27 protein-coding genes and 1 riboswitch are annotated in these 25,981 nt (G+C 65.8%); of the genes, 14 read left to right on the forward strand and 13 right to left on the reverse strand.

Annotated elements, in window-relative coordinates; all coding sequences use genetic code 11:
* Positions 1-12: 12 nt before the first annotated feature.
* The 3 genes from NXY83_RS19410 to NXY83_RS19420 are packed head-to-tail and all read left to right on the forward strand — an operon-like array spanning position 13 to position 1,906.
* Positions 13-291 carry a DUF1737 domain-containing protein gene (locus NXY83_RS19410; protein ID WP_258803829.1) on the forward strand — a complete coding sequence of 93 codons (279 nt, stop codon included), beginning with the start codon at positions 13-15 and terminating at the stop codon, positions 289-291.
* Positions 288-698, forward strand: coding sequence for a rhodanese-like domain-containing protein (locus NXY83_RS19415; protein ID WP_258803830.1), 411 nt, complete (start codon positions 288-290; stop codon positions 696-698). The genes NXY83_RS19410 and NXY83_RS19415 overlap by 4 nt, the downstream gene beginning before the upstream one ends.
* Complete coding sequence (locus NXY83_RS19420; RefSeq protein WP_258803831.1) at positions 698-1,906, forward strand: O-succinylhomoserine sulfhydrylase; 1,209 nt, start codon at positions 698-700, stop codon at positions 1,904-1,906. Before NXY83_RS19415 ends, NXY83_RS19420 begins: the two co-directional genes overlap by 1 nt.
* Here NXY83_RS19420 and NXY83_RS19425 read toward each other — a convergent pair.
* Positions 1,903-2,211, reverse strand: a complete 309-nt coding sequence (locus NXY83_RS19425) for a DUF1905 domain-containing protein (protein WP_258803832.1) — start codon at positions 2,209-2,211, stop codon at positions 1,903-1,905. The genes NXY83_RS19420 and NXY83_RS19425 overlap by 4 nt on opposite strands.
* Positions 2,212-2,292: 81 nt before the next feature.
* Between NXY83_RS19425 and NXY83_RS19430 the strand changes: the two genes are divergently transcribed.
* Positions 2,293-3,924 carry an HNH endonuclease signature motif containing protein gene (locus NXY83_RS19430; RefSeq protein WP_258803833.1) on the forward strand — a complete coding sequence of 544 codons (1,632 nt, stop codon included), beginning with the start codon at positions 2,293-2,295 and terminating at the stop codon, positions 3,922-3,924.
* A 52-nt stretch (positions 3,925-3,976) separates the two neighbouring features.
* On the opposite strand, the gene NXY83_RS19435 is transcribed toward NXY83_RS19430, so the two are convergent.
* Positions 3,977-5,206: a glutamate--cysteine ligase 2 gene (locus tag NXY83_RS19435; RefSeq protein ID WP_258803834.1), complete on the reverse strand. Its 1,230-nt coding sequence runs from the start codon at positions 5,204-5,206 to the stop codon at positions 3,977-3,979.
* Between the two features lie 66 nt (positions 5,207-5,272).
* Positions 5,273-6,796 carry a UDP-N-acetylglucosamine 1-carboxyvinyltransferase gene (locus NXY83_RS19440; RefSeq protein WP_258803835.1) on the reverse strand — a complete coding sequence of 508 codons (1,524 nt, stop codon included), beginning with the start codon at positions 6,794-6,796 and terminating at the stop codon, positions 5,273-5,275.
* A gap of 177 nt (positions 6,797-6,973) precedes the next feature.
* Here NXY83_RS19440 and NXY83_RS19445 point away from each other — a divergent pair, with 177 nt between their 5' ends.
* A complete protein-coding gene (locus NXY83_RS19445) occupies positions 6,974-7,798 on the forward strand; it encodes a hypothetical protein (RefSeq protein WP_258803836.1) in 825 nt (274 codons plus the stop codon).
* Positions 7,799-7,802: 4 nt separating this feature from the next.
* On the opposite strand, the gene NXY83_RS19450 is transcribed toward NXY83_RS19445, so the two are convergent.
* The 3 genes from NXY83_RS19450 to NXY83_RS19460 are packed head-to-tail and all read right to left on the reverse strand — an operon-like array spanning position 7,803 to position 10,785.
* Entirely contained in the window at positions 7,803-8,603 is an 801-nt protein-coding gene (locus NXY83_RS19450; protein ID WP_258803837.1) for an energy-coupling factor transporter transmembrane component T family protein, read from the reverse strand.
* Positions 8,600-10,162: an ABC transporter ATP-binding protein gene (locus tag NXY83_RS19455; RefSeq protein ID WP_258803838.1), complete on the reverse strand. Its 1,563-nt coding sequence runs from the start codon at positions 10,160-10,162 to the stop codon at positions 8,600-8,602. The genes NXY83_RS19450 and NXY83_RS19455 overlap by 4 nt, the downstream gene beginning before the upstream one ends.
* Positions 10,162-10,785, reverse strand: a complete 624-nt coding sequence (locus tag NXY83_RS19460; protein ID WP_258803839.1) for an ECF transporter S component — start codon at positions 10,783-10,785, stop codon at positions 10,162-10,164. The genes NXY83_RS19455 and NXY83_RS19460 overlap by 1 nt, the downstream gene beginning before the upstream one ends.
* 62 nt (positions 10,786-10,847) lie before the next feature.
* A riboswitch (TPP riboswitch) is annotated at positions 10,848-10,984 on the reverse strand.
* 77 nt (positions 10,985-11,061) lie between these two features.
* On the opposite strand from NXY83_RS19460, the gene NXY83_RS19465 reads away from it, so the two are divergent.
* From NXY83_RS19465 to NXY83_RS19475, 3 genes are all read left to right on the forward strand, one after another.
* Entirely contained in the window at positions 11,062-11,604 is a 543-nt protein-coding gene (locus NXY83_RS19465; RefSeq protein WP_258803840.1) for a heme-degrading domain-containing protein, read from the forward strand.
* A 110-nt stretch (positions 11,605-11,714) separates the two neighbouring features.
* Positions 11,715-11,924: a hypothetical protein gene (locus tag NXY83_RS19470; protein WP_258803841.1), complete on the forward strand. Its 210-nt coding sequence runs from the start codon at positions 11,715-11,717 to the stop codon at positions 11,922-11,924.
* A gap of 8 nt (positions 11,925-11,932) precedes the next feature.
* Positions 11,933-13,075: a carboxylate-amine ligase gene (locus NXY83_RS19475; RefSeq protein WP_258803842.1), complete on the forward strand. Its 1,143-nt coding sequence runs from the start codon at positions 11,933-11,935 to the stop codon at positions 13,073-13,075.
* A gap of 129 nt (positions 13,076-13,204) precedes the next feature.
* On the opposite strand, the gene NXY83_RS19480 is transcribed toward NXY83_RS19475, so the two are convergent.
* Positions 13,205-13,417, reverse strand: coding sequence for a hypothetical protein (locus tag NXY83_RS19480; RefSeq protein WP_258803843.1), 213 nt, complete (start codon positions 13,415-13,417; stop codon positions 13,205-13,207).
* A gap of 262 nt (positions 13,418-13,679) precedes the next feature.
* Here NXY83_RS19480 and NXY83_RS19485 point away from each other — a divergent pair, with 262 nt between their 5' ends.
* From NXY83_RS19485 to NXY83_RS19510, 6 genes are all read left to right on the forward strand, one after another.
* On the forward strand, positions 13,680-14,135 hold the full coding sequence (locus NXY83_RS19485) for a DUF4383 domain-containing protein (RefSeq protein ID WP_258803844.1): 456 nt from the start codon (positions 13,680-13,682) through the stop codon (positions 14,133-14,135).
* Positions 14,136-14,201: 66 nt separating this feature from the next.
* Positions 14,202-15,257: an iron-containing redox enzyme family protein gene (locus tag NXY83_RS19490; RefSeq protein ID WP_258803845.1), complete on the forward strand. Its 1,056-nt coding sequence runs from the start codon at positions 14,202-14,204 to the stop codon at positions 15,255-15,257.
* Entirely contained in the window at positions 15,254-16,369 is a 1,116-nt protein-coding gene (locus NXY83_RS19495) for a glycosyltransferase (protein WP_258803846.1), read from the forward strand. Before NXY83_RS19490 ends, NXY83_RS19495 begins: the two co-directional genes overlap by 4 nt.
* Positions 16,366-16,581 (forward strand): CDGSH iron-sulfur domain-containing protein, encoded by a 216-nt coding sequence (locus NXY83_RS19500; protein WP_258803847.1) that lies wholly within the window; start codon positions 16,366-16,368, stop codon positions 16,579-16,581. The genes NXY83_RS19495 and NXY83_RS19500 overlap by 4 nt, the downstream gene beginning before the upstream one ends.
* 102 nt (positions 16,582-16,683) lie before the next feature.
* On the forward strand, positions 16,684-18,870 hold the full coding sequence (locus NXY83_RS19505) for a hypothetical protein (RefSeq protein ID WP_258803848.1): 2,187 nt from the start codon (positions 16,684-16,686) through the stop codon (positions 18,868-18,870).
* A gap of 89 nt (positions 18,871-18,959) precedes the next feature.
* Positions 18,960-19,223: a DUF4235 domain-containing protein gene (locus NXY83_RS19510; RefSeq protein WP_258803849.1), complete on the forward strand. Its 264-nt coding sequence runs from the start codon at positions 18,960-18,962 to the stop codon at positions 19,221-19,223.
* 58 nt (positions 19,224-19,281) lie between these two features.
* Here NXY83_RS19510 and mnhG read toward each other — a convergent pair whose 3' ends face one another.
* The 6 genes from mnhG to NXY83_RS19540 are packed head-to-tail and all read right to left on the reverse strand — an operon-like array spanning position 19,282 to position 25,812.
* On the reverse strand, positions 19,282-19,737 hold the full coding sequence (gene mnhG / locus NXY83_RS19515; protein WP_258803850.1) for a monovalent cation/H(+) antiporter subunit G: 456 nt from the start codon (positions 19,735-19,737) through the stop codon (positions 19,282-19,284).
* Entirely contained in the window at positions 19,727-20,005 is a 279-nt protein-coding gene (locus NXY83_RS19520) for a monovalent cation/H+ antiporter complex subunit F (RefSeq protein ID WP_258803851.1), read from the reverse strand. Before NXY83_RS19520 ends, mnhG begins: the two co-directional genes overlap by 11 nt.
* Positions 20,002-20,547 (reverse strand): Na+/H+ antiporter subunit E, encoded by a 546-nt coding sequence (locus NXY83_RS19525; protein WP_258803852.1) that lies wholly within the window; start codon positions 20,545-20,547, stop codon positions 20,002-20,004. Before NXY83_RS19525 ends, NXY83_RS19520 begins: the two co-directional genes overlap by 4 nt.
* Positions 20,544-22,202: a Na+/H+ antiporter subunit D gene (locus NXY83_RS19530; RefSeq protein ID WP_258803853.1), complete on the reverse strand. Its 1,659-nt coding sequence runs from the start codon at positions 22,200-22,202 to the stop codon at positions 20,544-20,546. Before NXY83_RS19530 ends, NXY83_RS19525 begins: the two co-directional genes overlap by 4 nt.
* Positions 22,199-22,789: a Na(+)/H(+) antiporter subunit C gene (locus NXY83_RS19535; protein ID WP_258803854.1), complete on the reverse strand. Its 591-nt coding sequence runs from the start codon at positions 22,787-22,789 to the stop codon at positions 22,199-22,201. The genes NXY83_RS19530 and NXY83_RS19535 overlap by 4 nt, the downstream gene beginning before the upstream one ends.
* Positions 22,786-25,812, reverse strand: coding sequence for a Na+/H+ antiporter subunit A (locus tag NXY83_RS19540; RefSeq protein WP_258803855.1), 3,027 nt, complete (start codon positions 25,810-25,812; stop codon positions 22,786-22,788). Before NXY83_RS19540 ends, NXY83_RS19535 begins: the two co-directional genes overlap by 4 nt.
* Between the last annotated feature and the right edge of the window lie 169 nt (positions 25,813-25,981).

Raw genomic sequence — 25,981 nt, forward strand, 5'->3', positions numbered from 1 at the left:
AGGAGATCCGTCATGTCTGACGCACCCGCCCCTGAAGAGAAGCTGTCCTACCGACTTATCAGTGGGCCGGACGACCGCGCATTCTGCGAGCGGATTTCTGCCGCACTGTCCGAGGGTTATGTGCTGCACGGGAGCCCGGCAGTAACCTTCAACGGCAGCGGCGTCATCGTTGCCCAGGCCGTCGTGTTGCCCGCCGCCATCGCGTCCGCCGATGCCGCCGTCGCCACCGCTGTTGACCACCTGGAGTCGGCCAACGAGGACCTTGAGTTCGACGGCGAGGGCCACGCATGAGCTACGCGGGAGACCTGACGCCCCAGGAAGCCTGGGCCAAGCTGGAACAGGGCGCCATCCTGGTGGATGTGCGTACCGAGGGCGAATGGGCCCATATCGGCATTCCGGACACCAAGGCCACCGACAACGATCCGCTGTTCATCCAGTGGACGTTCCCCGGCGGCATCCCCAATCCCGACTTCATCAAGGACCTGAGCCAGCAGGCGCCGGAGGACCCGGCCGCGGAACTGCTGTTCATCTGCCGCTCCGGCCAGCGCTCCATCGCGGCCGCCACCGCCGCGACGCAGGCCGGATTCACCTCCTACAACGTCCTTGAGGGCTTCGAGGGCGAGCCGGACCGCTACGGCGAACGCACCGTCAACGGCTGGAAGAACCGCGGCCTGCCGACCAACCTGGGAAAGAACTAGTGACCTTCAACAACGACGCCGCCGGCTGGAGCCCCGACACCCAGGCCGTGCGCGGCGGGCTGGACCGCACCAACTTCCAGGAAACCAGCGAAGCCCTGTTCCTGAACTCAGGCTTCGTGTATGAATCCGCGGCCGCTGCCGAGCGGGCGTTCACAGGCGAGGACGAGCGCTTCGTCTACTCCCGTTACGGCAACCCCTCCGTGGCCACGTTCCAGGAGCGGCTCCGCCTGCTCGAAGGAACCGAGGCGTGCTTTGCGACGGCGTCCGGCATGTCCGCCGTTTTCACCGCGCTTGGTGCCCTGCTGGCTGCCGGCGACCGGGTGGTGGCGGCCCGCTCGCTGTTTGGGTCCTGCTTCGTGATCCTGAACGAAATCCTGCCGCGGTGGGGCGTGGAAACTGTCTTCGTGGACGGCCCGGACCTGGAGCAGTGGCGCGACGCCCTGTCCCAGCCCACCACCGCAGTTTTCTTCGAATCCCCGTCCAACCCGATGCAGGAGATCGTGGACATCGCCGCGGTCAGCGAACTTGCGCACGCGGCGGGGGCCACCGTCGTCGTCGACAATGTCTTTGCCACTCCCCTGCTGCAGCGCTGCGGCCAGCTGGGGGCCGACGTCATCGTCTACTCCGGCACCAAGCACATCGATGGCCAGGGCAGGGTCCTGGGCGGCGCGATCCTGGGTACCAGGGAATTCATCGACGGACCGGTCAAACAGCTGATGCGCCACACCGGCCCGTCACTGTCCCCCTTCAATGCATGGGTCCTCACCAAGGGCCTGGAGACCATGTCGCTGCGCGTCAACCACTCCTCGGCAAACGCGCTGCGGCTCGCCGAGTGGCTGGAGCAGCAGCCGGCGGTGAGCTGGGTGAAGTATCCGCTCCTGAAATCGCACCCGCAGTACGAGCTAGCGGCCAAGCAGATGCGGTCAGGCGGCACAGTGCTCACCCTGGAACTTGCGACGACGGGCGGCCGCTCAGGCAAGGAGGCCGCCTTTGCGCTGCTGGACGGGCTGCGGATCATCGACATCTCCAACAACCTGGGCGATTCCAAGTCCCTGATTACGCACCCCGCCACCACCACACACCGCGCCATGGGGCCGGAGGGCCGCGCTGCCATCGGACTGAGCGACGGCGTTGTTCGTCTGTCTGTCGGGCTCGAGGACGCGGATGACCTGATCCGCGACCTGGAACAGGCCCTGAAGCAGATCTAGCCTGGTTCCTCAAGGAGGGTGACGGTCACCGCAACGTTGTCGCCGCTGCCGATCTTTGCTGCTGTCCGGACCGTTTTCTTCACCGGCAGCAGGTAGGAACTGGTCTTGGTGTCGGCAAAGAGCGACGTTTCCCATGCGTGCCCTGCGATTTCTGCCCCGACTTTGATGGAACCAAAAGCCTTGCTGGCGCGGGCGCTGCGTTCCCTGATTTCCTCGGCAATGTCTGCCGGCACTGTGAGGAAATGCCAGCCGGCTTCCCCTGGATAGAGCCACAGTTCGGCAGTGAATGAGTACGACGCCGTCACGCGGCGAGTATGGCACGTTGCCTTGGTGCGCGCCAGTGGGAGGCAGCTCAAATTGTCAGACCCTTCTGTGATGCTTTGGGTATGGCAAGCAGAGCGGTGGTGGAGGCGTTGGAGGTCCTGGATGCGTCCCTTGCTGAGCTTGCTGCTGTGATCCGCGGGACCGGTGCCGCTGGTGCTGGTGCCGGTGTTGATCTGTTGCGGGAGCAGGCGGATCGTAGCCTTGACGGGCTCGAGGGGGTTGCCCGGCTTGAGGCCGGGACTGCTGCGTTGAAGGTGTATCTGGCGGCGGAGTATGCAGAAGCAGCGAACTCTATGGCGGGACCCGCCGTATTGCCGTATGAGGCCACGGCCCGGGAGATGTCGATGGTTGCTGAGGTCGCGGGCGTGTTGACGGTGAGCGCCCCGGCTGCCGGTGCCTTGCTGAACCAGTCCCGGGTGCTGACCACTACCTTGCCGCTGACCCTGGCGGGGTTGCAGGACGGGACCCTGTCCTGGGCGCACGCGAAAGCCATGGTCGAGGAAACCGCCGCCCTGGATCCTGCCGGGGCCGCGGCGCCGGAGGCGCATTTCCTGGATCCGGACGCGCCGAACCCGGCCCGCGGCTGCCCTGCCGGGGAGCTGGTCCCGCACCGGTTCCGGCACAAGGCCCGGACCTGGCGCGAACGCCACCACCCCGAAAGTCTTGAGAAGCGCCACGCCAAGGCCGTGGCGGACCGGCGCGTCGAGTGCCGCCCGGACCAGGACGGGATGGCCTGGTTCAACTCCTACCTGCCTGCCGACACCGCTACGGCCATCTGGAACCGCACCAACGCGACCGCCCGCGGTTTACAGGGCCCGGAGGAGGCCCGCACCCTCACCCAGCTCCGGGCCGACATCTTCGCCGCCGCCCTCCTGGGCAACAGACCCAGCCACCAGAGCACGCCCGGGGGTGATGACGAACCGTTCGGCGGAAGTACAGGTCCTGCCGACGTGCCCGTGGCCAACGCCCAGGTCCTGGTCACCGTCCCCGTCTTTTCCCTGCTCGGTCTCACCGATGAACCGGCGATGCTCGACGGGCACGGGCCCATCCCGGCCTCGATGGCAAGGAAACTCGTCGCGCACGGAGCAGACTCGTTCCACCGGGTCCTGGTTGACCCAAGGGACGGGGCGCCGCTGGAAATCGGCCGCAGCAGTTACCGGGTCACCAAGACCATCCGGCGCTGGCTGCAGATGCGGGACGCCAAGTGCCCGTTCCCCGGCTGCTCCAACCACTCCCTGGACAACGAAGCAGACCACCTCCTCGCCTGGCACCAGGGCGGAACCACCGGGATCAGCAACCTCGGCCAGCCCTGTCCCAAACATCACCGCCTCAAACACACCAGCACCTGGACACCCACACCAGCCACCAAAAACGAACCACCCGGCTGGACCTCACCCACCGGCAGACAATACAAAAGCGAACACCAGGACTGGGAACCACCCCACTGGCCGGACGAGCTGAGGCAGCCTAAGCGGCTCCAGCAGGGCACCACCCCGCCGGTACCAGTGCTGCCCGGGCTGAGACTGTCGGCGCGTGATGAACACTGGCTGGAAATGCCGGATCTGGACATAACCGATGTGGACGTGCCAGTTACCAATTACCCTGAAGGCCCCGGTGTTACCGAGGGTGACCTGCCCCAGGATCCGTTTGCGGAATGGTACCTCTTGCTGGCAAACTCCTTGGTCAGCCTTTAGGAGTTGGTTTTTGGGAGCTGGTCTGTGGGAGTCGGCCGTTAAGAGCCCTTCCCTAGGACTGCCGAATGCGCAGCAGTTCGGGAACGGCGTCGTCTGTTGACACATTCAGGGCTCCACGCATGGTGACGTCGACAGCGTGCCTAACCACCGCGCCGAGGCCGAAGTCTTCAGGCGGTGGTCCTTTCAGCGCTTTGTCCCGCACGCGGCGTTGTTCAGCTGCCCCTGTCCCCCGGGCGATGACTTCTTCAACGCCCTGCTGCACCAGCGCAAGTTCTCCCTGTTCATCCAAAATCGGAGCGAGGTAATCCACCAGGGAGCGCACCACGTCGGCAGCCCGGCCTGGCCGGAAGTTTCCAAAGTCCAGGAGTTCGCCACCGAGCCCGGCGCTGCTTGCCTGCCAGGACGCCATCCGAAGAAGCACCGTGGGGACGGGGGCGGGATCGACACCGTCACGCCATTCCCTGCTGGCAGACTCGACAAGCGCACGCACCAGAACCGCGATGAGCGCCGCGTCTTCGGCTCGCAGGCAAACATCAGCCACGCGGACCTCGACCGTGGGATGGTTCCTGGACAGCCGGGCGTCGAAGTAGAGCATTCCTTCGTCCAGCATCACGCCACTCTCCAGCAGCCGTGTGACCACCCGGCGGTAGGCAGGATAGGTTCCGTAGATGCCCGCAGGTCCGGCAGTTGGCCAGCGGTTCCAGGCCTGGGTGCGGTAGCTTTCGAAGCCCGTCGGAACGCCGTTCCAGAACGGCGAATTGGCGCTCAGGGCTGTCAGCACAGCAAGCTTGTCCCGGATACGGTCCAGTACTGCGACGCCCTCTTCGGGTGACTCAATGTAGGTATGGACGTGAAAACCGCAGGTGAGCTGCTCCTGGGCCGTCAGGCCAAAGCGCTCCAGCATCCTGGCATAGCGTGGATCCGGCGTGGTGTGGCTTGTGGAAGCCAGGGGTGAGGTGGCCAGCGCCGCCACCCGCGCCTGGTTCTTCCTGGCAGCCTGGTCAGCCAGCGCCCGGCCCGCCCGGATCTGGTCAAGCAGGTTGCCGTACTCCAGGCACGGCCGCGTCTGCGTCTCGATCTGCTCAAGCTTAAGCTCGGCACTCAAGCCCATCTCGTCGTCGTCGAAAACCGTCTTGTCCTCGGTTTCGAGCGCGTGCGGATTTTCGGGTGAATCATCCGCCGCCATCCGGCGCCCGGACAACAGCGCGTCAGCCAGGGCAAGCGGTTCGCCCGTCTCCGGATGAACAATCAGGAGCTCTTCCTCGACGCCGAATGTACGCATACTCACATTCTGCGGCAGTCACGGACTATTTGAAGGGACCTGCCCCTTCATGACGAACCGTGAATCTCAGTCCTGGAAGTATTCGATTTTGGCACCGATAGTGTTCAGCCGCTCAGCGAGGTCCTCGTACCCGCGCTCGATCACGTAGATGTTCCGCAGCTCCGAAACGCCACGGGCCGCCAGCATCGCGAGCAGCAGGCAGGCCGCAGGACGCAGCGCCGGCGGGCACCCGACCTCGGCCGCGCGCCACTTGGTTGGCCCATTGACGTAGATCCGGTGCGGATCCAACAGCTGTACCTGCGCCCCCAGCCGGTTCAGTTCCGTGAGGTAGATGGCCCGGTTTTCGTAGACCCAGTCGTGGATCATGGTCTGGCCCGTGGCATTGGCGGCAATCACCGCAAAGAAGGGCAGGTTGTCGATATTGAGGCCCGGAAACGGCATCGGGTGGATCTTGTCCTCGGGCGCCCGCAACTCCGAGGGCTTTGTGGTGACGTCCACCAGCCGGGTGCGGCCGTTACGTGCCATGTACTCGCCCGAAACCTCCACCTGCTGGCCCATCTGGTCCAGCGTTGCCAGTTCAATTTCCATGAATTCGATGGGCACGCGGCGGACAGTGACCTCGGAATTGGTGACGACTCCGGCGGTAATGAGGCTCATGGCCTCAATGGGGTCCTCAGACGGGAAGTATTCAATATCGGCGTCGATGACCGGGCGCCCGGTGATCTTCAGGGTGGTGGTCCCCACGCCCTCAATAGTCACGCCCAGCATCTGCAAGTAGAAGCACAGGTCCTGCACCATGTAGTTGGGGCTGGCGTTGCGGATAACCGTGGTCCCCTCACGGTGGGCCGCCGCCATGATGGCGTTCTCCGTGACGGTGTCGCCACGCTCCGTCAGCACGAAGGAACGGTCCAGCGTATCCGCGGACGGGGCCTGGACAGCGTAGAACCCTGCGGTGGCCTCCACTGCAAGGCCGAACTGGCGCAGGGCCTGCATGTGCGGCTCAACGGTGCGGGTGCCGAGGTCGCAACCGCCCGCATAGGGCAGCCGGTATTCCTCGGATTCATCCAGCAGCGGACCCAGCAGCATGATCACGCTGCGGGTTCGGCGTGCGGCGTCAACATCCATGGCATCCAGGTCCAGGACAGCCGGGCGGCGCAGCCGAAGGTCCGTGTCGTTGAGCCAGGTGCACTCGACACCAATGCTGGTCAGCACCTCAACAATCCTGTTGACTTCTTCAATCCGCGCCAGGCGGCGGAGCACAGTGGTACCGCGGTTGATCAGGCTGGCGCAGAGGAGGGCGACGCCGGCGTTCTTGCTGCTGTTCACGTCCACTGCGCCCGAGAGAGTGCGCCCGCCTTCCACCCGGAGGTGCGTCATCTGTGGTTTGCCCACATTGACGATGCTGCGGTCGAAGATGGTTTCCAGTCGCTGGATCATTTTCAGGCTGAGGTTCTGCTTCCCCTGCTCCATCCGCGCCACGGCGCTCTGGCTGGTTCCCAGCTCGGCGGCCAGCTGGCCCTGGGTCCAGCCCTTCTCAGTCCGGGCATCCCGCAGCATGGCGGCAACGTGCTCAGTGGTCTCCTGCGTCATACAAAAAATATATCATAAATGAGTTACTGATGGTTCGGAAACGTTCGTGAACGGGACTTTGAAAAGCCTTTACCCGCTGCGTGCGATACAACTGCGATCCGTTCCCTCCTTGTCCCGCCCTGCACTCCAAGGCAGACTGGATGAGAACCTTCTTTTCCAAGCAATGACGGAGGCACCATGCCCCGGCCCCAGGCCCACCTGACCGCAGTCAGGCTGGCATGGCTGCTGGCAGCAGCAGTACTGCTCGTTTTTGCCGGACCTGCGTCGGCGGCGCCCTCACCGGGCGAGGGAAGCCAGTCGCTCCTCGGCAACGACGTCTCGTGGCCGCAGTGCAACAACGAACTGCCGAAGGGGCAGGCCTTCGGCATCGTCGGCGTCAACAACGGCCTGGCCAACACCACCAACCCGTGCCTGAAGGAGCAGCTCGCATGGGCCTCCTCATCCCCCGGGCTGCCGACGCAGCCGAAGGTGTCCCTGTACGTCAACACGGCCAATCCCGGCCGCGCGGGTTCGTGGCGGCCCATCAGCGATGAATATCCCTTCGCATCACCGGTCCATAATCCCTATGGACCCTGCAAGGAAGGGGATTACGGAAAGGCCTGCGCCTATATGTACGGCTATGCCAAAGCCTACGACGACGCCTACATCCGCGGAATCACCGACCCCGCCGACTACTTCTGGTGGCTGGATGTGGAGACCGAAAACAGCTGGGCCAGCGACAAGGACGCAAACCGCGCAGTCCTGGAGGGCATGACGGATTTTTTCCACAGCATCAGTGTCGAGGGCCTGGGCATCTACTCCACAGGCTTTCAGTGGGACCGGATCGTCGGAACCGTCAGCAGCTCCAGCAACCTCTATTCCCTGCCAAGCTGGCTGGCCGGTGCCCGTAACGCGTCCGAAGCGGCCACCGCCTGCTCAAAGCCTCCCTTAACGGCCGGCGGCGAGGTAACGCTGACGCAGTTCGTGGCGAGGGGCTTCGACTACAACCACGCATGCACGTAAGAAGTCAGTTCCCCAGCCACACCATGTTCCACGTGCCGGCGGACAACGAGGCCGCTACCGCCAGCCCTGCCACGAGCAGGCCTCCCGCCAGCACCCAGGCATCAAGCACACTGTAGGTGGACTCGCGGGCCCAGGTCCGGCTTCCGCCACCGAAACCGCGGGCTTCCATGGTGACAGCCAGCCGGGACGCACGCCGGATCGCCTGGACCAGGAGCCCGAAGCTCTGGCCGAGTGTCGCCTTCACCCGTTGGACAGCACTGCCGCGCGAGCCCACACCCCGGGCCCGCCGTGCCATGCCAATGGTCTGCCATTCCTCAGCCATCAGTCCCACCAGCCGCATGGCGGCAAGGGTCCCCAGCACAAAACGGTGCGGCAGCCGTGCCTTCTGCGCCAGCGCGTCTGCGAGGTCGGTGGGATCCGTACAGCTCATGAGCAGCACGGCAGGCAGCGCAATGGCCAGGCCGCGGAGCATGAACCCGATGCCCATCTCCAGTGAACCCTCGCTCATGGTCCAGATGCCAACGTCGATGAGCGTCCTGCCGCTGTCCGGCGCCAGGATGGAGGTACTCCAGCCGCCCACCGCCGCAGCGATGATCAGCGGCCAGCCACGCTGCCACAGCAGCGTCAGCGTGAGGCCGGCCAACGGAAACAGCAGGAACTCAAAGACCAGCGCCACCGAAGCGGATACCCAGTCGATGGACAGCGCCAGCACCACAGTGATGAGGATGACGGCGGCGGCTTTGCTCAGCGGGTTGGCGCGGGTCAGGAGGGCCTGGTTGCCGTGCAGGTTCAGCTCCTGCCTCATGGGGCCACCGGTTCCACCGCGGCCATCCGCAGCTCCGTCCCGCCCAGGGCGGCGGTGAACTCGGCATCGTGGGTCACCGACACCACAGCGGTCCCGGCGTCCAGGAGCTCGGAGAGGAAGGACGCGAGTTCCGCCCATGTATTGGCGTCCTGGCCGAAGGTCGGCTCGTCCAGGACCAGGACCTGGGGGCTTGCTGCAAGGACGGTCGCCACGGAAAGCCGCCGCTTTTCCCCGCCGGAAAGCGTGTAGGGATTGGCGTCCACCAGCGCGGTGAGCCGCAGCCGCTCCAGCAGCTCGTCTACGCGTTCCTCGCCATGGCCCAGGTGCCGCGGACCGAACAGCAGCTCATCCAGCACCTTGCCGGTGACGAACTGGTGCTCGGGTTCCTGGAACACTGTGCCCACCCGTTCGATCAGTTGCTCGGCCTTCCATGCGTAAGGGTCTATTCCCGCTCCCCGGCTCAGGTCCAGGGTGGCTGAGACGTTGCCGGCAACCGGCGCCAGGAGTCCCGCGAGGGTCAGGGCGAAGGTTGATTTTCCTGCCCCGTTCGGCCCGGTAACCGCGAGCGCCTGCCCGGCCCGCACTTGCGCGCAAATGTCTTCCTGTACAGGGACCGGCGGAATTTTGCGGAGCCCCCTGCGCCGCGGACGTTCACGGGACACGGCCAGTTTCTCCGCGGCCAGCAGGATATTTCCAGCCCCAGGACCGGAAAGCCCGGGGGACGGATGCACCGCCCGGGCACGGGTGGCCGGAACGTACCCGGGAACCCACACCCCGGCGGCCATCAGCAGGCTCCGGGCCTCGCTCAGCACCTGGTCCGGCGGCCCGTCCAGCAGCACGGCAGGATCAGAGGCGGAACCGGGCTGCAGGACCACAATCCGGTCCACCAGGTCCTTCCATACGGATACCCGGTGCTCCACCACAACCAGCGTTGCGCCGGTCTTGTCCAGGCAGCGCCCCACGGCGTCGCGGACCTCCAGCACCCCCGCCGGATCAAGGTTGGCGGTGGGCTCATCCAGGAGGATCAGCCCGGGCCGCATCGCAAGGATTCCCGCCAGCGCCAACCGCTGTTTCTGCCCCCCGGACAGTGCCGACGTCGGATGGTCCAGCGGCAGGTGGGCAAGCCCGACGTCGGCCAGTGCCTCATGCACGCGGGTCCAGATGGCGTCGCGCGGCACGGCGAGGTTTTCCGCCCCGAAGGCGACGTCGTCCCCCACCCTGGAGAGGACCACTTGTGTTTCGGGGTCCTGCTGCATCAGCCCGGCCCGGCCGCGCTGCCCGCGGGGGGAACCGCCGTCGACCAGCAGCGAACCCGACTCATCCGAATCGCCCGCCTCGCCGTCGTCGTTCGCGTCCCCCAAGACCCCGGCCAGGGCATGCAGGAGGGTGGATTTGCCGGCGCCGGAGGGGCCGAGCAGCAGCACCCGCTCCCCCGGCCTGACGTCCAGGTCAAGGGCATTGACCGCGGGCCTGGTGCGGCCGGCGTGCCGCCAGCCCCAGCCGCGGGCGGTGACTGCCGCCGGCCGGACCGCTTCGGACTGGTGGGAATCTGCCTGCATCAGGAGAAGACGGGCTCCGTGGCTGCCTTGCGCGAGGCGAAGGAGCTCAGCACGCCGGTCTTCGCCAGTCCGCGGGTGGCGATCCAGGACAGGGCACCAGCGATGACCGCTCCGGAAATCGCGGTGAACACGATGTACGCCAGCTTGTCGCCGCCGGAGTAGGCGATGTTCCAGCCCCATGGCGCGAAGGAGTCGTTCAGGCCGCAGAAGAAGCCGGCCGCAGCACCGGCGAGCAGTGAAACGGGCAGGTTGAACTTCTTGTACACGAAGATCGCGAAGATGATCTCTGCGCCGAGGCCCTGGACAAGGCCGGAGAACAGCACGGATGCGCCGTACTGCGAGCCCATGAGGAGCTCCCCGGTGGCTGCAACGGTCTCGCAGAACAGTGCCGCGCCGGGCTTGCGGATGATGAGCATGCCCAGCACCGCCGGGATCATCCAGCCGCCGGCGATCAGGCCGGTCAGGGGCGGGTAAACGGCGTTCATCGGCGCAGACACTGCGGCCGCGCCCTGCGACCAGGCCCAAAAGATAACGCCACCGGCGATGGCGATCAGGGCCGCCACCACAATGTCCACGACACGCCAGGACTTACGGGTGGTCTTCTTGATTGATGTAGTGCTCATGTGATCCTCCTGGGAAACAGGAGGGGAAAGCGCGGCAAGCGGCACTTACTGCCGTTGCCGAACACTTCGAGAACTCGACTCCCTTGCGCCGGTACTAACCGGATCAGGTTCGAGGGTCTGCGGCTGTCCGCACTCTCAGCGCCCACCTGCGGTCCCTGGCCTGGCCAGTGCCGACGGCGGCGCTCCCCTGTCGTTAAGTGATGCTTGGTTGGTTGGGCGAAACTGCCCTGTTGGGCGTGGTCCAGTTTATACCCGGAGAGGGGTAGATTGTGGGCCATGACTGCCAATCCACCGCATGTGACTTACTTTGATCCGGACTCCGATGCCGCGCAGCCTGAGGGGTCGCTGGAAGCCCTCATCGGCCGTATCGAGGCGGAAATCCGCGAGCTCCAGTTCCCCGGCTTCTCGCTGGACGATTCGCTGAACCTTGGCCTTCTCCTCGTGGAGCTCGGCAAGGAGCGCGGATTACCCATCGCAATCGACATCACCAAGGGGGAACAGGTCCTGTTCCACGTGGCCTTGCCCGGCGCCACACCAGACAACGAACACTGGATCCGGGCAAAGCAGCGTACCGCCGCCCGGTACGAAGTACCCTCGCTTCTTGTGGGTTTGCGTGGCCGGCTCCGGGGCGGCCGGATCGAAGACCAGGGGTGGTTTGATCAAACCCGCTACGCCGCGCACGGCGGGTCCTTCCCGCTCTACGTCACGGGCGTAGGCGCAGTAGCCACCGTCACTGTTTCCGGCCTGCCCCAGGTGCAGGACCACGACCTGGTGGTGGAGGCCCTGCGCGAAATCCTCCGGCCGGGCGCCGAGGACTAGGCGCGCCGGGCAGTCCGGAGTTCCCGACTGTACCGGCTATGGACACTCCCGCGCGCGCGGGAGTACATTCGAGGCGAATGGCGGCATTTCCAGACCAGGAGGGCACAGTCATGACCGGACCAGCAACGGGGAACCAGGTCCGGGCGGCAGTGGACAAAGCCTGGGATGAAATGATCTTCATCGGCCCGGACCATCCCTACTATCCTTTGTTTGCCGAACTGGTGTCAGCCATCGGCAAGGCGTGGCAGCAGGGGTACGAGCACGGCCGCGGCGGCGGACAGCATGTGAATCCCTATGCCTGGAGCGGGCCGGAAGGCTAGTGGGGGCCGTGCGGACTTTCGGGGTGGAGGAAGAGTTCCTGCTTGTTGATGCCCGCACCGGAAACCACGCACCCGTGGCTGGTGATTTCCTGCTGGAAGCCCCTCACCCGGCCGCGTCGAAACAGCCGCCGACCGAAGGTGAATCACGTACGAAGGCCACCAAACGGAAGACCAGCCTTACAGCGGAGGTCCAGCGCGAGCAGGTGGAGGCGGTCTCAGCGCCTTTCACCGATCTCGGGGACCTGGCGGCTGCACTGCGGATGGGGCGCGCCGAAGCGGACCGGCAGGCAGCCTCGTTCGGTGCACGCGCCGTAGCCTTGGGCACCTCCCCCTTGGCCAGCCTGCCCCATACCCAAAGCCAGGCCCGCTACCAGGCCATGGAAGAGCGGTTTGGGCTGATCCTGCGGGAGCAGCTGATGTGTGGGTTTCACATCCACGTCTCGGTTGAGTCGGATGAGGAGGGCGTGGCCGTCCTGGACCGCATCCGGGTCTGGCTTCCAGTCCTTATTGCCTTGTCCGCGAATTCGCCTTACTGGCACGGGCAGGACACCGGCTATGCCAGCTTCCGCTACCAGGTGTGGCGGCGCTGGCCCACTGCCGGACCTACCGGAATTTTCGGGTCGGCGGCCGCTTACCGGAACCTGCTGGACATGCTGCTCTCCTGCAATGTCCTCCTGGACAGGGCAATGATCTATTTTGATGCGCGCCTGTCTTCCACCTTTCCCACCGTGGAGATCCGGGTTCCGGATGTCTGCCTGAAGGCTGGCCATGCCATTGCCATCGCGGCCGTGGCCCGTGCCCTGGTGGAAACTGCAGCCAGGGAATGGTCCCGGGGGTTGCCGCCGGCGAGGATCCCCGTCGAGATGATCCGGCTGGCGTCCTGGCGGGCCAGCCGCTTTGGCATGGAGGACGACCTGATCCACCCTGTCCGTAACCGGCCAATGCCTGCGGCCGAATGCGTCGCTGCACTGCTCGCGCATGTAGCTCCCGTCCTGGCAGAAACGGGGGACGCTGAGCTTGTTGACGAGGGAGTGCGGGAGATCCTTCGGGAAGGGACGGGGGCCCAGCTGCAGCGGGCGGCCTTTGGCAGGTCAGGAAAGCTCCGCGACGTCATCCTGCAGGCTGCCGAAACCACAATCAGCGGCTGCTGACCAGCCGGTATGACCGGCTGCGCCGCTCAAGGAGCAGTGACACGCAACTGTCTGCATTCCGTCCATGGCGGTCAGGAAGGGCCCTCCTGGAAACTGTTCTGCAGTTCGTCCATGGCCTTGGCGGTCTGGTCACTGCCCGCCACTGTGGTCGCTTTCCTGCGCCGGAACAGCGACGCCGCAAGCTACGGGCAGGGCGGGGGATGAAAGGCTACGGGCAGCTACGGCGGCCAACTCAGCCAGGAAGGCCTCGACGTCGGAACTCTCCAGGACCAGATCCTGCAGGTCGTGGAAGTAGCGCGGGGCGCTGTGGGGATGGTTGGTAGTGAAATTCCCGGGAACCATGGCGGAACTCCGATGGACTGGTCGCCACGGGTTGCACACGGGGACGGGGTGCCGCGTCCTGCCAAACGGTTCTCATCCCAGCCTACTGGCCCTTTTCAGCGGTGGGCGCAGTTTGCCCTACCCGGGTTCCGCTGTCAGGCTCGGCATAATCCCTTGGGCGCCGCAGGGTCAGTGGCCGGGCCGGCCGGGAAACAAAGGCTACTTAGCTTTTATTAGTAATCATGCTTACTATGTTGTCTCACGGCGCGAAGGAGTACAGGACATGGCAGTCACCACCCGCGTAACGGGCGTCCGAACCGCCCTGCAGTGGGCTGCCCTGGCCGCAGGCGCCGTGTTTCTGCTCGCAGGCATCCTGGGATTCGTCCCGGGGGTCACGGAAAACACTGGTTCCCTTGGCTTCGCAGGACCCGGAACAGGGGCCCTGCTGTTGGGAATCTTCCAGGTATCCGTTCTCCATAACCTTGTCCATGGCCTCTACGGCGCTGCGGGCGTATTCATGGCACGCACCCACCGGCACGCCAGGAACTTCCTCATCTACGGCGGGGTCATCTACCTGGTCCTCTGGGTGTATGGGCTCCTCATTGGAGACAACACACCCGCAAACTTCATCCCCCAGAACAGTGCGGACAACTGGCTGCACCTCGTCCTGGGCCTGGCCATGATTGCCCTGGCCATCCTGCTGTCCCCCCGCACTGCCCCCGGCGGCCGGGAAAACTGACGGCTTTCAACGGCCGTCAGCGCAGACGGCACCGCACCAGCAACCGCCCTGAGATCAAGGAGCACCATGAAAATCCCGGAACCGAGAGGTCCCATCAGCAGCGCCCTATTCGGGGTTTTGTCGGGACAACCCGGCAGTTCCCAGGAGTCCCTTGACGAGCTGCGGCGGCTGGTCACCGGACAGCTGGCCCGTACTGCCGACATCATCGCCGATGACGATGTGCAGCTGGCCCTCTTCTGTCTCTACGAGCTGCACTACTCCGGCCTGGAAAGCGTGCAGGATGAGTGGGAATGGGAGCCCGGACTGATCCGGGTCCGCCAGTTGCTGGAGAAGCCGTTCGAGGCGGCCCTGCGTTCCGCTGCCCAGGAGACTGCCGGTGACCTGGACCTTCCGGCCCGAGCCGACCTGACCAGTGACGCGGTGGCCGATGTCCTGTTCGGCCTCGCGGCCCGGGACACCGGCCCGAGCGTCTCCCGGTTTGTGGCCAGGAAGGCCAGCCTGATGCAACTCAGGGAGTTCCTGATCCACAAGTCCGTGTACCAGCTCAAGGAAGCGGATCCCCATACCTGGGCCATTCCCCGGTTGAGCGGACGGCCGAAAGCGGCGCTGGTGGAAATCCAGGCCGACGAATATGGTGGTGGCCGCCCGGACCGGATGCACAGCGCACTGTTTGCCCGGACCATGCGTGGCCTGGGGATGGATGATCAGTACGGCGCCTATGTCAACGCCGTTCCGGCCATATCCCTCGCGGCCGTTAACCTGATGTCCCTCTGCGGGTTGAACCGGAGGCTGCGCGGTGCCATCACCGGCCACCTGGCCATTTATGAGATGACCTCCTCCCAGCCCAACCGCCTGTACGGCAACGGCTTCCGCCGGCACGGCTTCGATGCGGAGGTAACCCACTATTTCGACGAGCACGTCGAGGCAGATGCCGTCCACGAGCAGATCGCGGGGCGGGACCTGGCAGGGGGCCTGGTGGAGGCCGAGCCCGGACTGTTCGGCGACGTCCTGTTCGGCGCGACGGCGGTGATGGCCATTGACAGCAGGTTGTCCGCCCACCTCCTCGGATCCTGGGAGAATGGCAGGTCTTCGCTCAGGGCGGCAGTGCCCGCGGCAGCATGACCTCCGCACGGCTGGAGGCTGAGTACATCCTTCCCCTGCGCTGGACGGAAGATTCCGGGCTGCCGGAGCTGGTGGCCTACCTGCAACGGCTGGCGGCCTGGATCCCGGTCATTGTGGTGGATGGCTCAAGCCCCGAGCTGTTCGAACGCCACAGGACGCAGTTTCCGCCCACGGTCCGCCACATCCGTCCCGGGAACCAGGCGGATCCTGGCACTCACGCCGCGCAGCACCGCAACGGCAAGGTGGCAGGGGTCATGACAGGCGTGCGTGCCGCCGCGGCGGAGATGCTGGTAATTGCCGACGACGACGTCCGCTACACGCGCACGTCCCTCGCCGCCGTCGTGGGCCATCTGGGCAGGGCGGATGTGGTGCGGCCGCAGAACTACTTCGACCCCCTGCCCTGGCACGCCTGGTGGGATACGTCCCGGACGCTGATCAACCGCGCCTGGTCCGCCGATTTTCCAGGCACCCTGGCGCTGCGCCGAAGCGCATTGCTGGCCACCGACGGCTACGAGCCCGTCCTGTTCGAAAACCTCGAGTTGATCCGCACCGTCAAAGCCGCCGGTGGACGTGAAGTGATTGTGCCGGACCTGTTCGTGGCCCGCCGGCCGCCCGAAGCCAGGCACTTCCTGAAGCAGCGTGTCCGGCAGGCCTATGACGACTTCGCGCAGCCCCGGCGGCTGGCCGCGGAACTCGCCCTGCTCCCGGTCGTCACCGCGGCCGCGTTCCTGCCGGCAAGGACACGCCGGAAGGCCTTCCTGGGACTGGCGGCGGCAGCGGCAGTTGTGGCCGCGACCGGACGGCGGCGCCATAACGGCAGCGCCGTCTTCCCGCTGCGCGCCGTGTGGTTCGCCCCGCTCTGGGCCATGGAACGGGCTGTGTGTATCTGGTGCGCACTCGCCTTTCGGCTGGCCGGAGGTGTGCCGTACGCGGGGGCCAGGCTGAAAACAGCCGCCCACTCGGAAGCTGAACTTCGGCGCCGGCACCACGGCAAACTGGGCGCCTTCCGGCAACAGCAGCCCGGCACCCCGCAAGCCGGCACAGCGCAACCCGACTCCGCACAGGCCGGCACTGCGCAAGCATCTACAACAGCGACAAAGGAGCAGACATGAACCAGGAACCGGCAGAAAGCTCCATAGTGGTATGCCCCGACGGGCCACTCATCGTGCGGGGGGAATTCGAAATCGTCACGCCGTCGGGTGACCCCGTGCCCCGTGAGCGGAAAACCGTGGCGCTGTGCCGCTGCGGAGCGTCCGCCATCAAGCCGTACTGCGACGGAACGCACAAGATGATCAAGTTCCGCACTGAGCCGCCGGCCTCCTGAGCCCGCGCCCGGCAGCCTCCGCTGCCTGCGGCTGTTGACAGCTTCGGCGCTGCCAACGAGGATAGGTTCTCAGAAAACGTTTTCTGAGGAGGAGGGTGCGCTTTGCACCGCCAACAAACTGCCATCGACCGCAAGGCCCTGGTGCGCCGCCACAACGTGGAACAGGCCACTCTCGACCCCCGAAGCCCCGTCTCCGTGGGCAACGGGGAGTTCTGTTTCACCATGGACCTCACCGGCCTGCAGTCCCTCCCGGCGGCGTATCCGGTGGGCGCCCGCGACGAGCTGCCGCCCGGTACCCTGCTGGGAACGCAGGCGCAGTGGAGCTGGCATTCCATCCCGCCGGAGCAGGACTACACGCTGGCCAGCTCCACCGTCCTTTACGAATCTCCTCGCGGTCCTGTGCCATACGTGGACATGGTGGGCGCCATCGTGGACGGACGGGAAACCGAAACGTCCCGCGCTGAGACCTGGCTGCGGGCCAACCCGCACCGGCTGGATCTCGGCCGGATCGCCTTCGCCCTGCCGGACAGGGACAACCCCGGGTTGGCCCCCGAAGACGTTGCCAACCCGGTGCAGGTGCTTGATCTCTGGACCGGAACGGCGACCAGCCGCTTCACCCTGCTGGGACAACCGGTAACGGTCACTACCGCATGCCACCCGCACCAGGACCAACTCGGCTTCCGGGTGGAGTCCGCCGCCCTGCAGCATGGCCTGGCCATCGCGCTGGGATTCCCCTACGGCTCCGAGGCGTGGCACAACGCCGCCGACTGGACCCGCCCCGAATCCCACAGCACCAAGGTGGAAGAACTGCCCGCAACCAATACAGTCCACAGCTGGCTGGTCTCCCGCGGGCTGGACGGCTCCGGGTACCAGCTGGCAATCGCCGGTGCCGGCCTCGAACTGGAGCAGGCCAGCCGGCACGGGCTCGTCCTTCGGGCCGCCGATGGGCAGGAAGTCCTGGACTTCAGCGTGCACTTCATCAGTAACGGCCAGGGCGACTGCCTGCTCCGCGGCACCGGAGGGATCGGCCGTGGCAGTGCCACCGGCAGTGGCACAGCCATCCCCACGGAGATCACGGCTTCCCCGGGCACCGCTGTGATCGAGGCGTCCCGCACTGCCTGGCCGGACTTCTGGATGTCAGGCGCCGCCGTCGAACTTTCCGCCACGGAAGACCCCCGCGCGCAGGAACTCGAACGCCGGGTGGTCCTGTCCCAGTACCTCACCGCCATCAACTGCGCCGGGTCCCTGCCGCCCCAGGAGACCGGCCTGGTCTGTAACTCCTGGCGTGGGCGGTTCCACCTCGAAATGCATTGGTGGCATGCCGCCCATTTCGCAGCCTGGAACCGGACGCCGCTCCTGCTCCCGGCGTTGCGCTGGTACGCCTCCATCCTGGAACCGGCACGGCAGACGGCAAAGGCGCAGGGGTTCGACGGCGTCCGCTGGCCCAAGCAGGTAGGACCGGACGGGCGCGAGAGCCCCAGTCCCATTGGCACCTTCCTGATCTGGCAGCAGCCGCATCCCATCCATCTCGCGGAATTGGCGTACCGGGCGGAACCGTCGCGGGAACTGCTGGAGGAATTCGCCGAGGTTGTGTTCGAGAGCGCCGAGTTCATGGCCGGTTTTGCCCACCCCACAGCCCGGGGATTCGAATTGGGCCCGCCCCTGGTACCCGCCCAGGAAAGCTACGAATTGATCAGGGGCGCCGTCAGCAACCCCACCTTTGAGCTGGCCTACTGGCAATGGGCCCTGCGGGTGGCGAGTGCCTGGCGGGAACGGCTGGGGCTCCCGGCCAGGGACAAATGGCTGGCCGTGGCGGACGGAATGGTGCGCCCAAGGGTGGTGGACGGCGTTTACGCCGCGATCGACGTCGAACCCTTCACTGTCCGCACCGACCACCCCTCTATGCTCTGTGCCCTTGGCGTGTTGCCCCGGACGGACGTTATTGATCCCGCCACCATGCGCGCCACCCTGGCCAGTGTCCTGGCGGACTGGGACTGGGACAGCACATGGGGGTGGGACTACCCGGTGATGGCCATGACAGCGGCCAGGCTGGAGGAGCCGGAAACCGCTGTGGGCGCACTCCTGCTGGACGCAGCAAAGAACCTGGTGCTGCCGAACGGGCACAACCGGCAGACCGATTCGCTGCCGCTGTACCTCCCCGGCAATGGCGGGCTGCTTGCGGCTGTGGCGTTGATGGCGGCCGGTTGGGACGGTGGCCCGGACCGGCATGCCCCGGGCTTCCCGGCGGACTGGACCGTTGCCTGGGAGGGACTGGTTCAGGCACCCTAGGATGAAACCGGTTATGGGTGGAGCCTGGGGACGCGGCACCTCAGTTAGGCTGGGTACAGCCCGTTTTCCGCCCGCAAGGAGTACTAGGAATGAACCTCTTCATCAAGCTGCTCGGCACCGGTGTGAGCCTCGGCGCCGGTCTGGTCGGCACCAAACTGGTCAACACCATCTGGGAAAAGACCACCGGCCGGAAGCCGCCTACCGGCAAGGACGAGGACGTGCCCACCAGCCTCCAGTCGGCTCTGACGTTCGCGCTCATCTCCGCTTCCGTCAGCACCATCATCCAGGTGCTGGCAAACCGCGGCACCCAGCGTGCCATCACCCGCTTTGCCAAAAGCCAGGACATTGTTTAACGGCCACGACATCGTTTAGCGCCGGAACGTTCCTTAAAGACCAGGAAACCGCCTGGCTTTAGCGCCCTGAGCCGTCGCCGAAGCCGTCCTCCCGGGCGGCTTTTTCGGCGGCCTCCTGGACTGCGGCCTCCTGGATTGCGGCCGTCTGGCCTGCGGCTTTCTGAACCACCGCCTCAAGGTCATCCGAGGTGAGCAATTCCCGGTGCAGGTGCTTGGTACGGTAGCCGGCCCTGCCCACCATGTGCGCTGAAACGGGCGCCGTGAGGAGCTGGAAAATCCAGGCCACCAGCAGCACCGGCCACACCCACCAGCTGCGCATCTGCAGGCCGATGGATGCCAACAGCAGGAACAGGCCAAGCACCTGCGGCTTGGTGGCGGCATGCATCCGGCTCAGCAGGTCCGGAAAGCGCAGCAGGCCGATGGCAGCGCCCAGGGACATGGAGGCACCCACCACCATAAAAATGGCGGACACCACATCGATCCAACCGTCCACGCTCAGGAAATTAGGGCTCATTGGGCTGTTCCCTCCGGTCTGCCACGAACCGGGCCACCGTCACGGAACCGATAAATCCAATGACAGAAATGCCCACCACCAGCATGAGGTTGTTCAGGTGCCGGTTCACGGCCATGTCGACGCACAGCGCGCCTCCCAGGATTCCGAGCAGCACGTCGGACGCGAGCACCCGGTCCAGCAGCGACGGGCCGCGGGCGATGCGGATGATGGCACCAGCGGCGGCGAGCGAGAAGATAACGGCCGTAACGGCCAGGACGGCCTGCATCATGCGGCTGCCTCCCTTCGGACAGCTTCCAGCTCTTCCGGGGTGCCCATGATCCGGATAAGCCCGGCTTCGATGGACCGCACCTCATTGCGCAGGTTCTCCACTTCCTGAGGGGAGCTGATGTTGAGGGCGTGCAGGTACAGGGTGGAGGTCGAGCGGTCCACCTCCACCACCAGGGATCCCGGAATCAGGGAAATGACGTGCCCGGTGGCTGTGACCAGCAGGTCCTGGTGGCTTCGCAAAGTTACCGCGACCACCGCGTTGGTCACCTCGGGCCCCCTTGTTACGGCCAGGTACAGGATCTGGACGCTGGCCACCACCACCTTTGCCAGGAAGACCAGGGCGAACGGGACGGCATACAGGATGTTGAAGCGGCCGCTGAGTTCCACCGGCGGAAGGTAGAACAGCCTGGCTACTGCTACTGCCAGCAACGCCCCAAACAGCAGGTTGCCGGGCCTGAAGTCCTGCCAAAGGGCGCCCCAGACGATCACCAGCCATACCAGGAGCGGCAGTTCCTGGCGCAGGGAAACACGCTGGCGGCTCATCGTCCTCCCCCCGATGTATGGACCGGCGGGACAACGGTGTCCTCGCCCATAACGGCCTGAATGTACGGGGAGCGGTCAAGCATGTCCTCCGCCGCCCGGTCGGACAGCCCGAACAGGGGCCCGGCGAAAACCGTGAGGGACACGCCCAGTACCACCAGGCCCAAGGTGGAGCCAACCATGGTCCTGGGCAGTAGAACTGCGCGTGAAGCGCTGGTGCTGCGTGACGTGCCGGGAAGGGTGGACACCATTGTGCCGGTGCGGGGGCCCCTGTCCTCGGCCTTGCCTGCTTCTTCCGCAGCCAAAAGCAGCACCGGGTCCGGATGTTCGGCGTCGGTGGGCCGGCGCCAGAACGCCCGGTTCCAGACCCTGGCCACCGCCAGCAGCGTCAGCAGGCTGGTGAGGACCCCTCCGATCACCAAGGCATAGGCCAGGGGGGTCCCCAACTCTATGCCGGCCTGCATCAGGCCCACCTTCCCCAGGAATCCGGAGAAGGGCGGGATGCCTGCCAGGTTCATGCCGGGGATGAAGAACAGCAGCGCCAGGAGGGGCGAGAGCTTGGCCAGGCCGCCCAGGCGGTCCACAGACGAACTGCCGCCGCGGCGTTCGATCAAGCCTGTCACCAGGAAGAGGCTTGTCTGGATAGTGATGTGGTGGGCCACGTAGAACACGGCTGCACCAAGCCCTGCCACCGAGGACATCGCGAGCCCGAACACCATGTAGCCAATGTGGCTGACCAGGGTGAAGGACAGCAGGCGCTTGATGTCGCTCTGCGCCAGGGCGCCCAGGATTCCCACCACCATGGTCAGTAGCGCGGCCACCATCAGTGGTGTGTTGAGCGTGTCTCCGGGGAACAGCAGGGTTTCCGTGCGGACGATGGCATAGACGCCCACTTTCGTCAGCAGCCCGGCGAACACCGCGGTAACCGGAGCCGGCGCCGTGGGATAGGAGTCCGGGAGCCAGAAGGACAGCGGAAAGACCGCCGCCTTGATGCCGAACGCCACCAGCAGCATCACGTGCAGGAGGGTTTTGGTGCCCTGGTCCAATTCGCCCAGCTTGATGGCAAGGTCTGCCATGTTCACGGTGCCGGTGGCGCCGTAGATCATGGCAATGGCAATCAGGAACAGCACCGAGGACACCACGGACACCACCACGTACGTGACTCCCGCCCGGATCCTGGGACCGGTACCGCCCAGTGTCATCAGCACATAGCTAGCGGTCAGCAGGATCTCGAAGCCCACGTAAAGGTTGAAGAGGTCACCGGAGAGGAAGGCGTTGGAGACCCCGGCCACCAGGATCAGGTAGGTGGGGTGAAAGATCGAGACCGGTGCGTCGTGGTCGCCATCGGCCATGCCCTGTCCGGTGGCGTACACCAGCACGGCCAGGCTCACCGCGGACGAGACGACCAGCATCAGCGAGGAGAACTGGTCCACCACCATGACGATGCCCCAGGGCGGCAGCCACCCGCCGAGGGTCACCGCCACGGTGCCGGCGTTCCATACGTGGGCCAGCAGCAGGCATTCGAGCAGCAGGGTCAGGGACAACAGGGCGATGCTGACTACCCGCTGCGCCCGGGAATGCCGGATCAGCATGAAGGTCAGGGCAGCGCCCAGGATGGGAAGTACGACGGCGAGCGGGGCAAAGCTTGCGATGTTCACTTACCGCCTCCTTCCGGGCCGGGGGTGACGTTTGTGGAGCCTGGCTTTTCTTCCGCGGCGGCCTTTTCGGCAGGCATCTCGCGGCCGCCGGCCACGAGGGTTGCAGTGGCGGCAGCCCCTGCCTGCGCAGGGCCCCGGTCGGAGATGTCACGGCCATCGCCACCCAGCATGGTGAGTGGGAACTCGGAGGTTTCGGCGGGGATCTCGGCGTCGTCCTCGGCATCGAAGCTCGGGGTTTCGGCGACGCGGAGGTCTTCCAGGTCATCCTGGATTTCGTCGCGGCGAGCCAGCACCCAGGTGCGGTAGATGATGCCGAGCATAAAGGCCGTCACGGCAAAGGAGATGACGATGGACGTCAGGATCAGGGCCTGGGGCAGGGGGTCGCTATAGTCCCCGGCCGCTACATCCTTGGAGTACAGCGGAGCAAGGCCGGCATACCCGCCGGTGGCCAGGAGCAGCAGGTTGGTAGCGTTGGCCAGGAGCATCAACCCCAGCAGTACGCGGGTGAGGCTGCGTTCCAGGATCAGGTAGATCCCGCACGCGTACAGGGCACCCATGACGATCAGCAGGGTCAGGTTGATACTCATGCTTTGCCCCCTGCGGTGGCTTCTGCGGTGGCTTCTGTTGAGAGGCCTTCCGGCTCCTGGTCTTCTGCGGGGGCTGTTGCGCGTTCCTCGAAGTGCTCATCGATCTCGGCACCGAGGCTCCGCAGCACATCCAGCACCAGGCCCACCACCACGATGTAGACGCCAATATCGAAGATAGTGGAGGTAACGAACTTGATGTCGCCGAAGACGGGCAGCCAAATCTCAATGATGGCCGTCTGGAAGACCTGTCCGCCCAGCAGCAGCGGCACCGCACCCGAGGCAGCCGCCACTGCCAGGCCGATACCCAGCAGGGCCCCCGCACTGACGGGAGTTGCCTCGCGCAGTTCAAACCGGCCGCCGGCCAGGTATCGGATGGTGAGGGCCAGGCCGGCTGTCAGGCCGCCGGCGAAGCCGCCGCCCGGAAGGTTGTGCCCGGCAAGCAACAGGTACAGGGAGAAGATCAGCAGGGAGTGGAAAATCAGGCGGGTGACCACTTCGAAAATGATGGAGCGGCGTTCAGGTGCCAGGGTCCGGCCTGCCACCAGCCATGCATCACGTGCGGACGCCGCGAACCTCCGGCTGATGGCCAAAGCTGCGCCGTCGCGGGAACCCGGGTCAACGCCGTGGAGGCGGCCCACGGTGCCCTCGGCAATGTTGACGGAGGTCTGGATCCGGTCGCCGCGGCCGCGGATGAAGATCAGGCTTGCCACACCCGTGGCGGCGAGCGCCAGCACGGTAATTTCGCCGAAGGTGTCCCAGGCGCGGATGTCCACAAGGGTCACGTTGACGATATTCAGTCCGCCGCCACCTTCGTAGGCCAGCTGAGGGAATTCCAGCGAAACGGGCATTGCAGTCCGTGCACCCATGGCGAAGATCGCGGCGAAGACCATGGTGGTACCGAATGCGAGCCCGATGATGACGCGGACAACCCGGTACTTTCCGCCGGTCCGGTCCCGGAGTTCGGGCGGCAGGCTGCGCATCGCCAGGACGAACGCCACCAGGATGATGGTTTCCACCAGCATCTGCGTCAGGGCCAGGTCCGGGGCGCCCTGCAGCGCGAACATCAGCGCAATTCCGTAGCCGCTTACCGCCACCATCAGGACCGCCAGGAAGCGCTTGTTCGCCTTGACCGCGGCCAGGGCGCCTATCACGATGCCGGCCCCCACCACGAGCTGAAGCGGCGAGCCCGGGTCCACCAGGTAGATGCCCTCCGGCAGCGGCTGGCCGGCCGCCAGCATGGCGGCCAGGGGCAGCACGAACGCCACGCTGAGGATGACGGCCAGGTAGTAGTACAGGGAACCGCGCTGGGTACGGCCGGTGACCCATACGGCAACGTCGTCGAGCGCACCGATGGTCAGCTGGTAGGCGCGATCGGCGTCCAGCCAGTCCGGCACCAGGGCCTGCAGCCGGGCCACTCCGTTGCGGGCGAAGTACATGGCCGCACCCAAGGCGAACGTGAGCGCTGTCAGGCCCAGGGCCGGGGTGAAGCCATGCCACAGGGCAAGGTGGCCGGCCTGCTCACCCGGAGTGCCGGCGTCGGACGCGGTGGAGGCGAACAGCGCCGCGTACGGCTGGATCCAGGCATCCACTGCGACGGGCCAGATTCCGTAGGCGACGGTGAGCAGGCTGAGGATGGCCGGGGCAGCCAGGAAGGAGGGCTTGATGGCCTTGAAGGGGGTCTGCTCCACGCCTGGCTTGGTGGCGAAGGCTCCCCACATAAAGCGCGCACTGTAGGCGAACGTCAGGACTGATCCGAGGACCAACCCGGCCAGGATGACCATTCCCCAAGGCCCGGCTGCGGGATCCGCGGCATGGTGCACGAAGGCTTCCAGTACGGATTCCTTGGCCACGAAGCCGGCCAGCAGCGGAACCCCGGCCATGGACGCGGCGCCAACGCCGGCCACGATGCCAAGGGCGCGTGCCGAGCTGAAGACGCCGGAAAGCTTCCGGACATCACGGGTTCCGGACTGGTGGTCGATGATGCCCACTACCAGGAACAGCGTGGCTTTGAACAGCCCGTGCGCCAGCAGCATCGCGAGGCCGGCCAGGGCGGCGTCCGGCGTGCCGAGCCCTACCACCATGGTGAGGAAACCGAGCTGGCTCACGGTGCCGTAGGCGAGGATGAGCTTGATATCCGTCTGCCGCAGCGCCCGGTAGCCGCCCACCAGCATGGTTGCCAGCCCCAGGCCCAGCACAACAGGCTGCCAGTACGCCGTCTCGGAAAAGCCGGGAGCCAGCCGGGCCACCAGGTAGATGCCGGCCTTGACCATCGCCGCGGCATGCAGGTACGCGCTGACCGGGGTGGGCGCGGCCATGGCGCCAGGCAACCAGAAGTGGAACGGGACCAGCGCGGATTTGGTGATGGCGCCGGCCAGGATGAGTACGACGGCGGCACTCACCATGGCGCCGGACGCGCCGCTGGCCAGCGCCGGTGCCTGCTCCAGGATGCTGGATATGCGGTAGGTGCCGGCGGTGTGGCCCAGCATGATCAGGCCCACGAGCATGGCCAGGCCGCCGGCCGTGGTGACCATCAGCGCCTGCAGCGCCGAGCGCCGTGCTGCCAGCCTGGTCCGGGCGAAACCAATCAACAGGTAGGACAGGATGGTGGTCAGTTCCCAGAAGATGAACAGGAGCAGCAGGTCATCAGCAACTACCAGGCCGAACATTGCCCCGGCGAAGGCCAGGAGCTGCGCTCCAAAACCGCCCAGGTCCTGGTCAGTCCGCTTGAAGTACCGCGCACAATAGATCAGCACCAGGGAGCCGACGCCCAGCACCAGCAGGGACATCACCCACGCCAGGGCATCCAGTCGGAAGGCGAACTCCAGGCGGAGGCCGGGAACCCAGTGAATGACCTCCGCGACTGCCCCGGATCCCGAGTAGACCGGGGCGTGCTGGAACAGGAGCCAGGCAAAGGAGGCGGCGGGAACTGCTGCCAGCGCGTAGAACGCGTTGCGGCCCCAGGTCCTGAACAGGAAGGGCGCCAGCACAGCCACCGTAAAGTGCACGGCAAGGACTGGGATCACTGGTATCTCCGCAACGTCAGGAATTCGATTGTCAAAAGTTGGAGCAGGCGGCAAAAAGTTGGGTTCGGGAGCCCACAGTTTATCAAGTGTCTTTAACCGTTGCGCACCTTCCGGAGCTGTCGCCGCCGCTCTCCCCGGGCGCCCCGGGGACAATGTCCTTTCCTGTTCG

The sequence above is a fragment of the Pseudarthrobacter sp. NS4 genome (assembly GCF_024758005.1).
Taxonomy (GTDB): Bacteria; Actinomycetota; Actinomycetes; order Actinomycetales; family Micrococcaceae; genus Arthrobacter.

Excerpts from the sequence above, each read along its gene's own strand:
- mnhG (WP_258803850.1), bottom strand. The coding sequence starts at position 19,737 with ATGAGCCCTAATTTCCTGAGCGTGGACGGTTGGATCGATGTGGTGTCC.
- NXY83_RS19435 (WP_258803834.1), bottom strand. The coding sequence starts at position 5,206 with ATGCGTACATTCGGCGTCGAGGAAGAGCTCCTGATTGTTCATCCGGAG.
- NXY83_RS19525 (WP_258803852.1), bottom strand. The coding sequence starts at position 20,547 with ATGAGCCGCCAGCGTGTTTCCCTGCGCCAGGAACTGCCGCTCCTGGTA.
- NXY83_RS19520 (WP_258803851.1), bottom strand. The coding sequence starts at position 20,005 with ATGATGCAGGCCGTCCTGGCCGTTACGGCCGTTATCTTCTCGCTCGCC.
- NXY83_RS19465 (WP_258803840.1), top strand. The coding sequence starts at position 11,062 with ATGACTGCCAATCCACCGCATGTGACTTACTTTGATCCGGACTCCGAT.
- NXY83_RS19415 (WP_258803830.1), top strand. The coding sequence starts at position 288 with ATGAGCTACGCGGGAGACCTGACGCCCCAGGAAGCCTGGGCCAAGCTG.
- NXY83_RS19485 (WP_258803844.1), top strand. The coding sequence starts at position 13,680 with ATGGCAGTCACCACCCGCGTAACGGGCGTCCGAACCGCCCTGCAGTGG.
- NXY83_RS19460 (WP_258803839.1), bottom strand. The coding sequence starts at position 10,785 with ATGAGCACTACATCAATCAAGAAGACCACCCGTAAGTCCTGGCGTGTC.
- NXY83_RS19430 (WP_258803833.1), top strand. The coding sequence starts at position 2,293 with ATGGCAAGCAGAGCGGTGGTGGAGGCGTTGGAGGTCCTGGATGCGTCC.
- NXY83_RS19500 (WP_258803847.1), top strand. The coding sequence starts at position 16,366 with ATGAACCAGGAACCGGCAGAAAGCTCCATAGTGGTATGCCCCGACGGG.
- NXY83_RS19495 (WP_258803846.1), top strand. The coding sequence starts at position 15,254 with ATGACCTCCGCACGGCTGGAGGCTGAGTACATCCTTCCCCTGCGCTGG.
- NXY83_RS19470 (WP_258803841.1), top strand. The coding sequence starts at position 11,715 with ATGACCGGACCAGCAACGGGGAACCAGGTCCGGGCGGCAGTGGACAAA.
- NXY83_RS19535 (WP_258803854.1), bottom strand. The coding sequence starts at position 22,789 with ATGAGTATCAACCTGACCCTGCTGATCGTCATGGGTGCCCTGTACGCG.
- NXY83_RS19440 (WP_258803835.1), bottom strand. The coding sequence starts at position 6,796 with ATGACGCAGGAGACCACTGAGCACGTTGCCGCCATGCTGCGGGATGCC.
- NXY83_RS19490 (WP_258803845.1), top strand. The coding sequence starts at position 14,202 with ATGAAAATCCCGGAACCGAGAGGTCCCATCAGCAGCGCCCTATTCGGG.
- NXY83_RS19480 (WP_258803843.1), bottom strand. The coding sequence starts at position 13,417 with ATGGTTCCCGGGAATTTCACTACCAACCATCCCCACAGCGCCCCGCGC.
- NXY83_RS19445 (WP_258803836.1), top strand. The coding sequence starts at position 6,974 with ATGCCCCGGCCCCAGGCCCACCTGACCGCAGTCAGGCTGGCATGGCTG.
- NXY83_RS19410 (WP_258803829.1), top strand. The coding sequence starts at position 13 with ATGTCTGACGCACCCGCCCCTGAAGAGAAGCTGTCCTACCGACTTATC.
- NXY83_RS19450 (WP_258803837.1), bottom strand. The coding sequence starts at position 8,603 with ATGAGGCAGGAGCTGAACCTGCACGGCAACCAGGCCCTCCTGACCCGC.
- NXY83_RS19510 (WP_258803849.1), top strand. The coding sequence starts at position 18,960 with ATGAACCTCTTCATCAAGCTGCTCGGCACCGGTGTGAGCCTCGGCGCC.
- NXY83_RS19455 (WP_258803838.1), bottom strand. The coding sequence starts at position 10,162 with ATGCAGGCAGATTCCCACCAGTCCGAAGCGGTCCGGCCGGCGGCAGTC.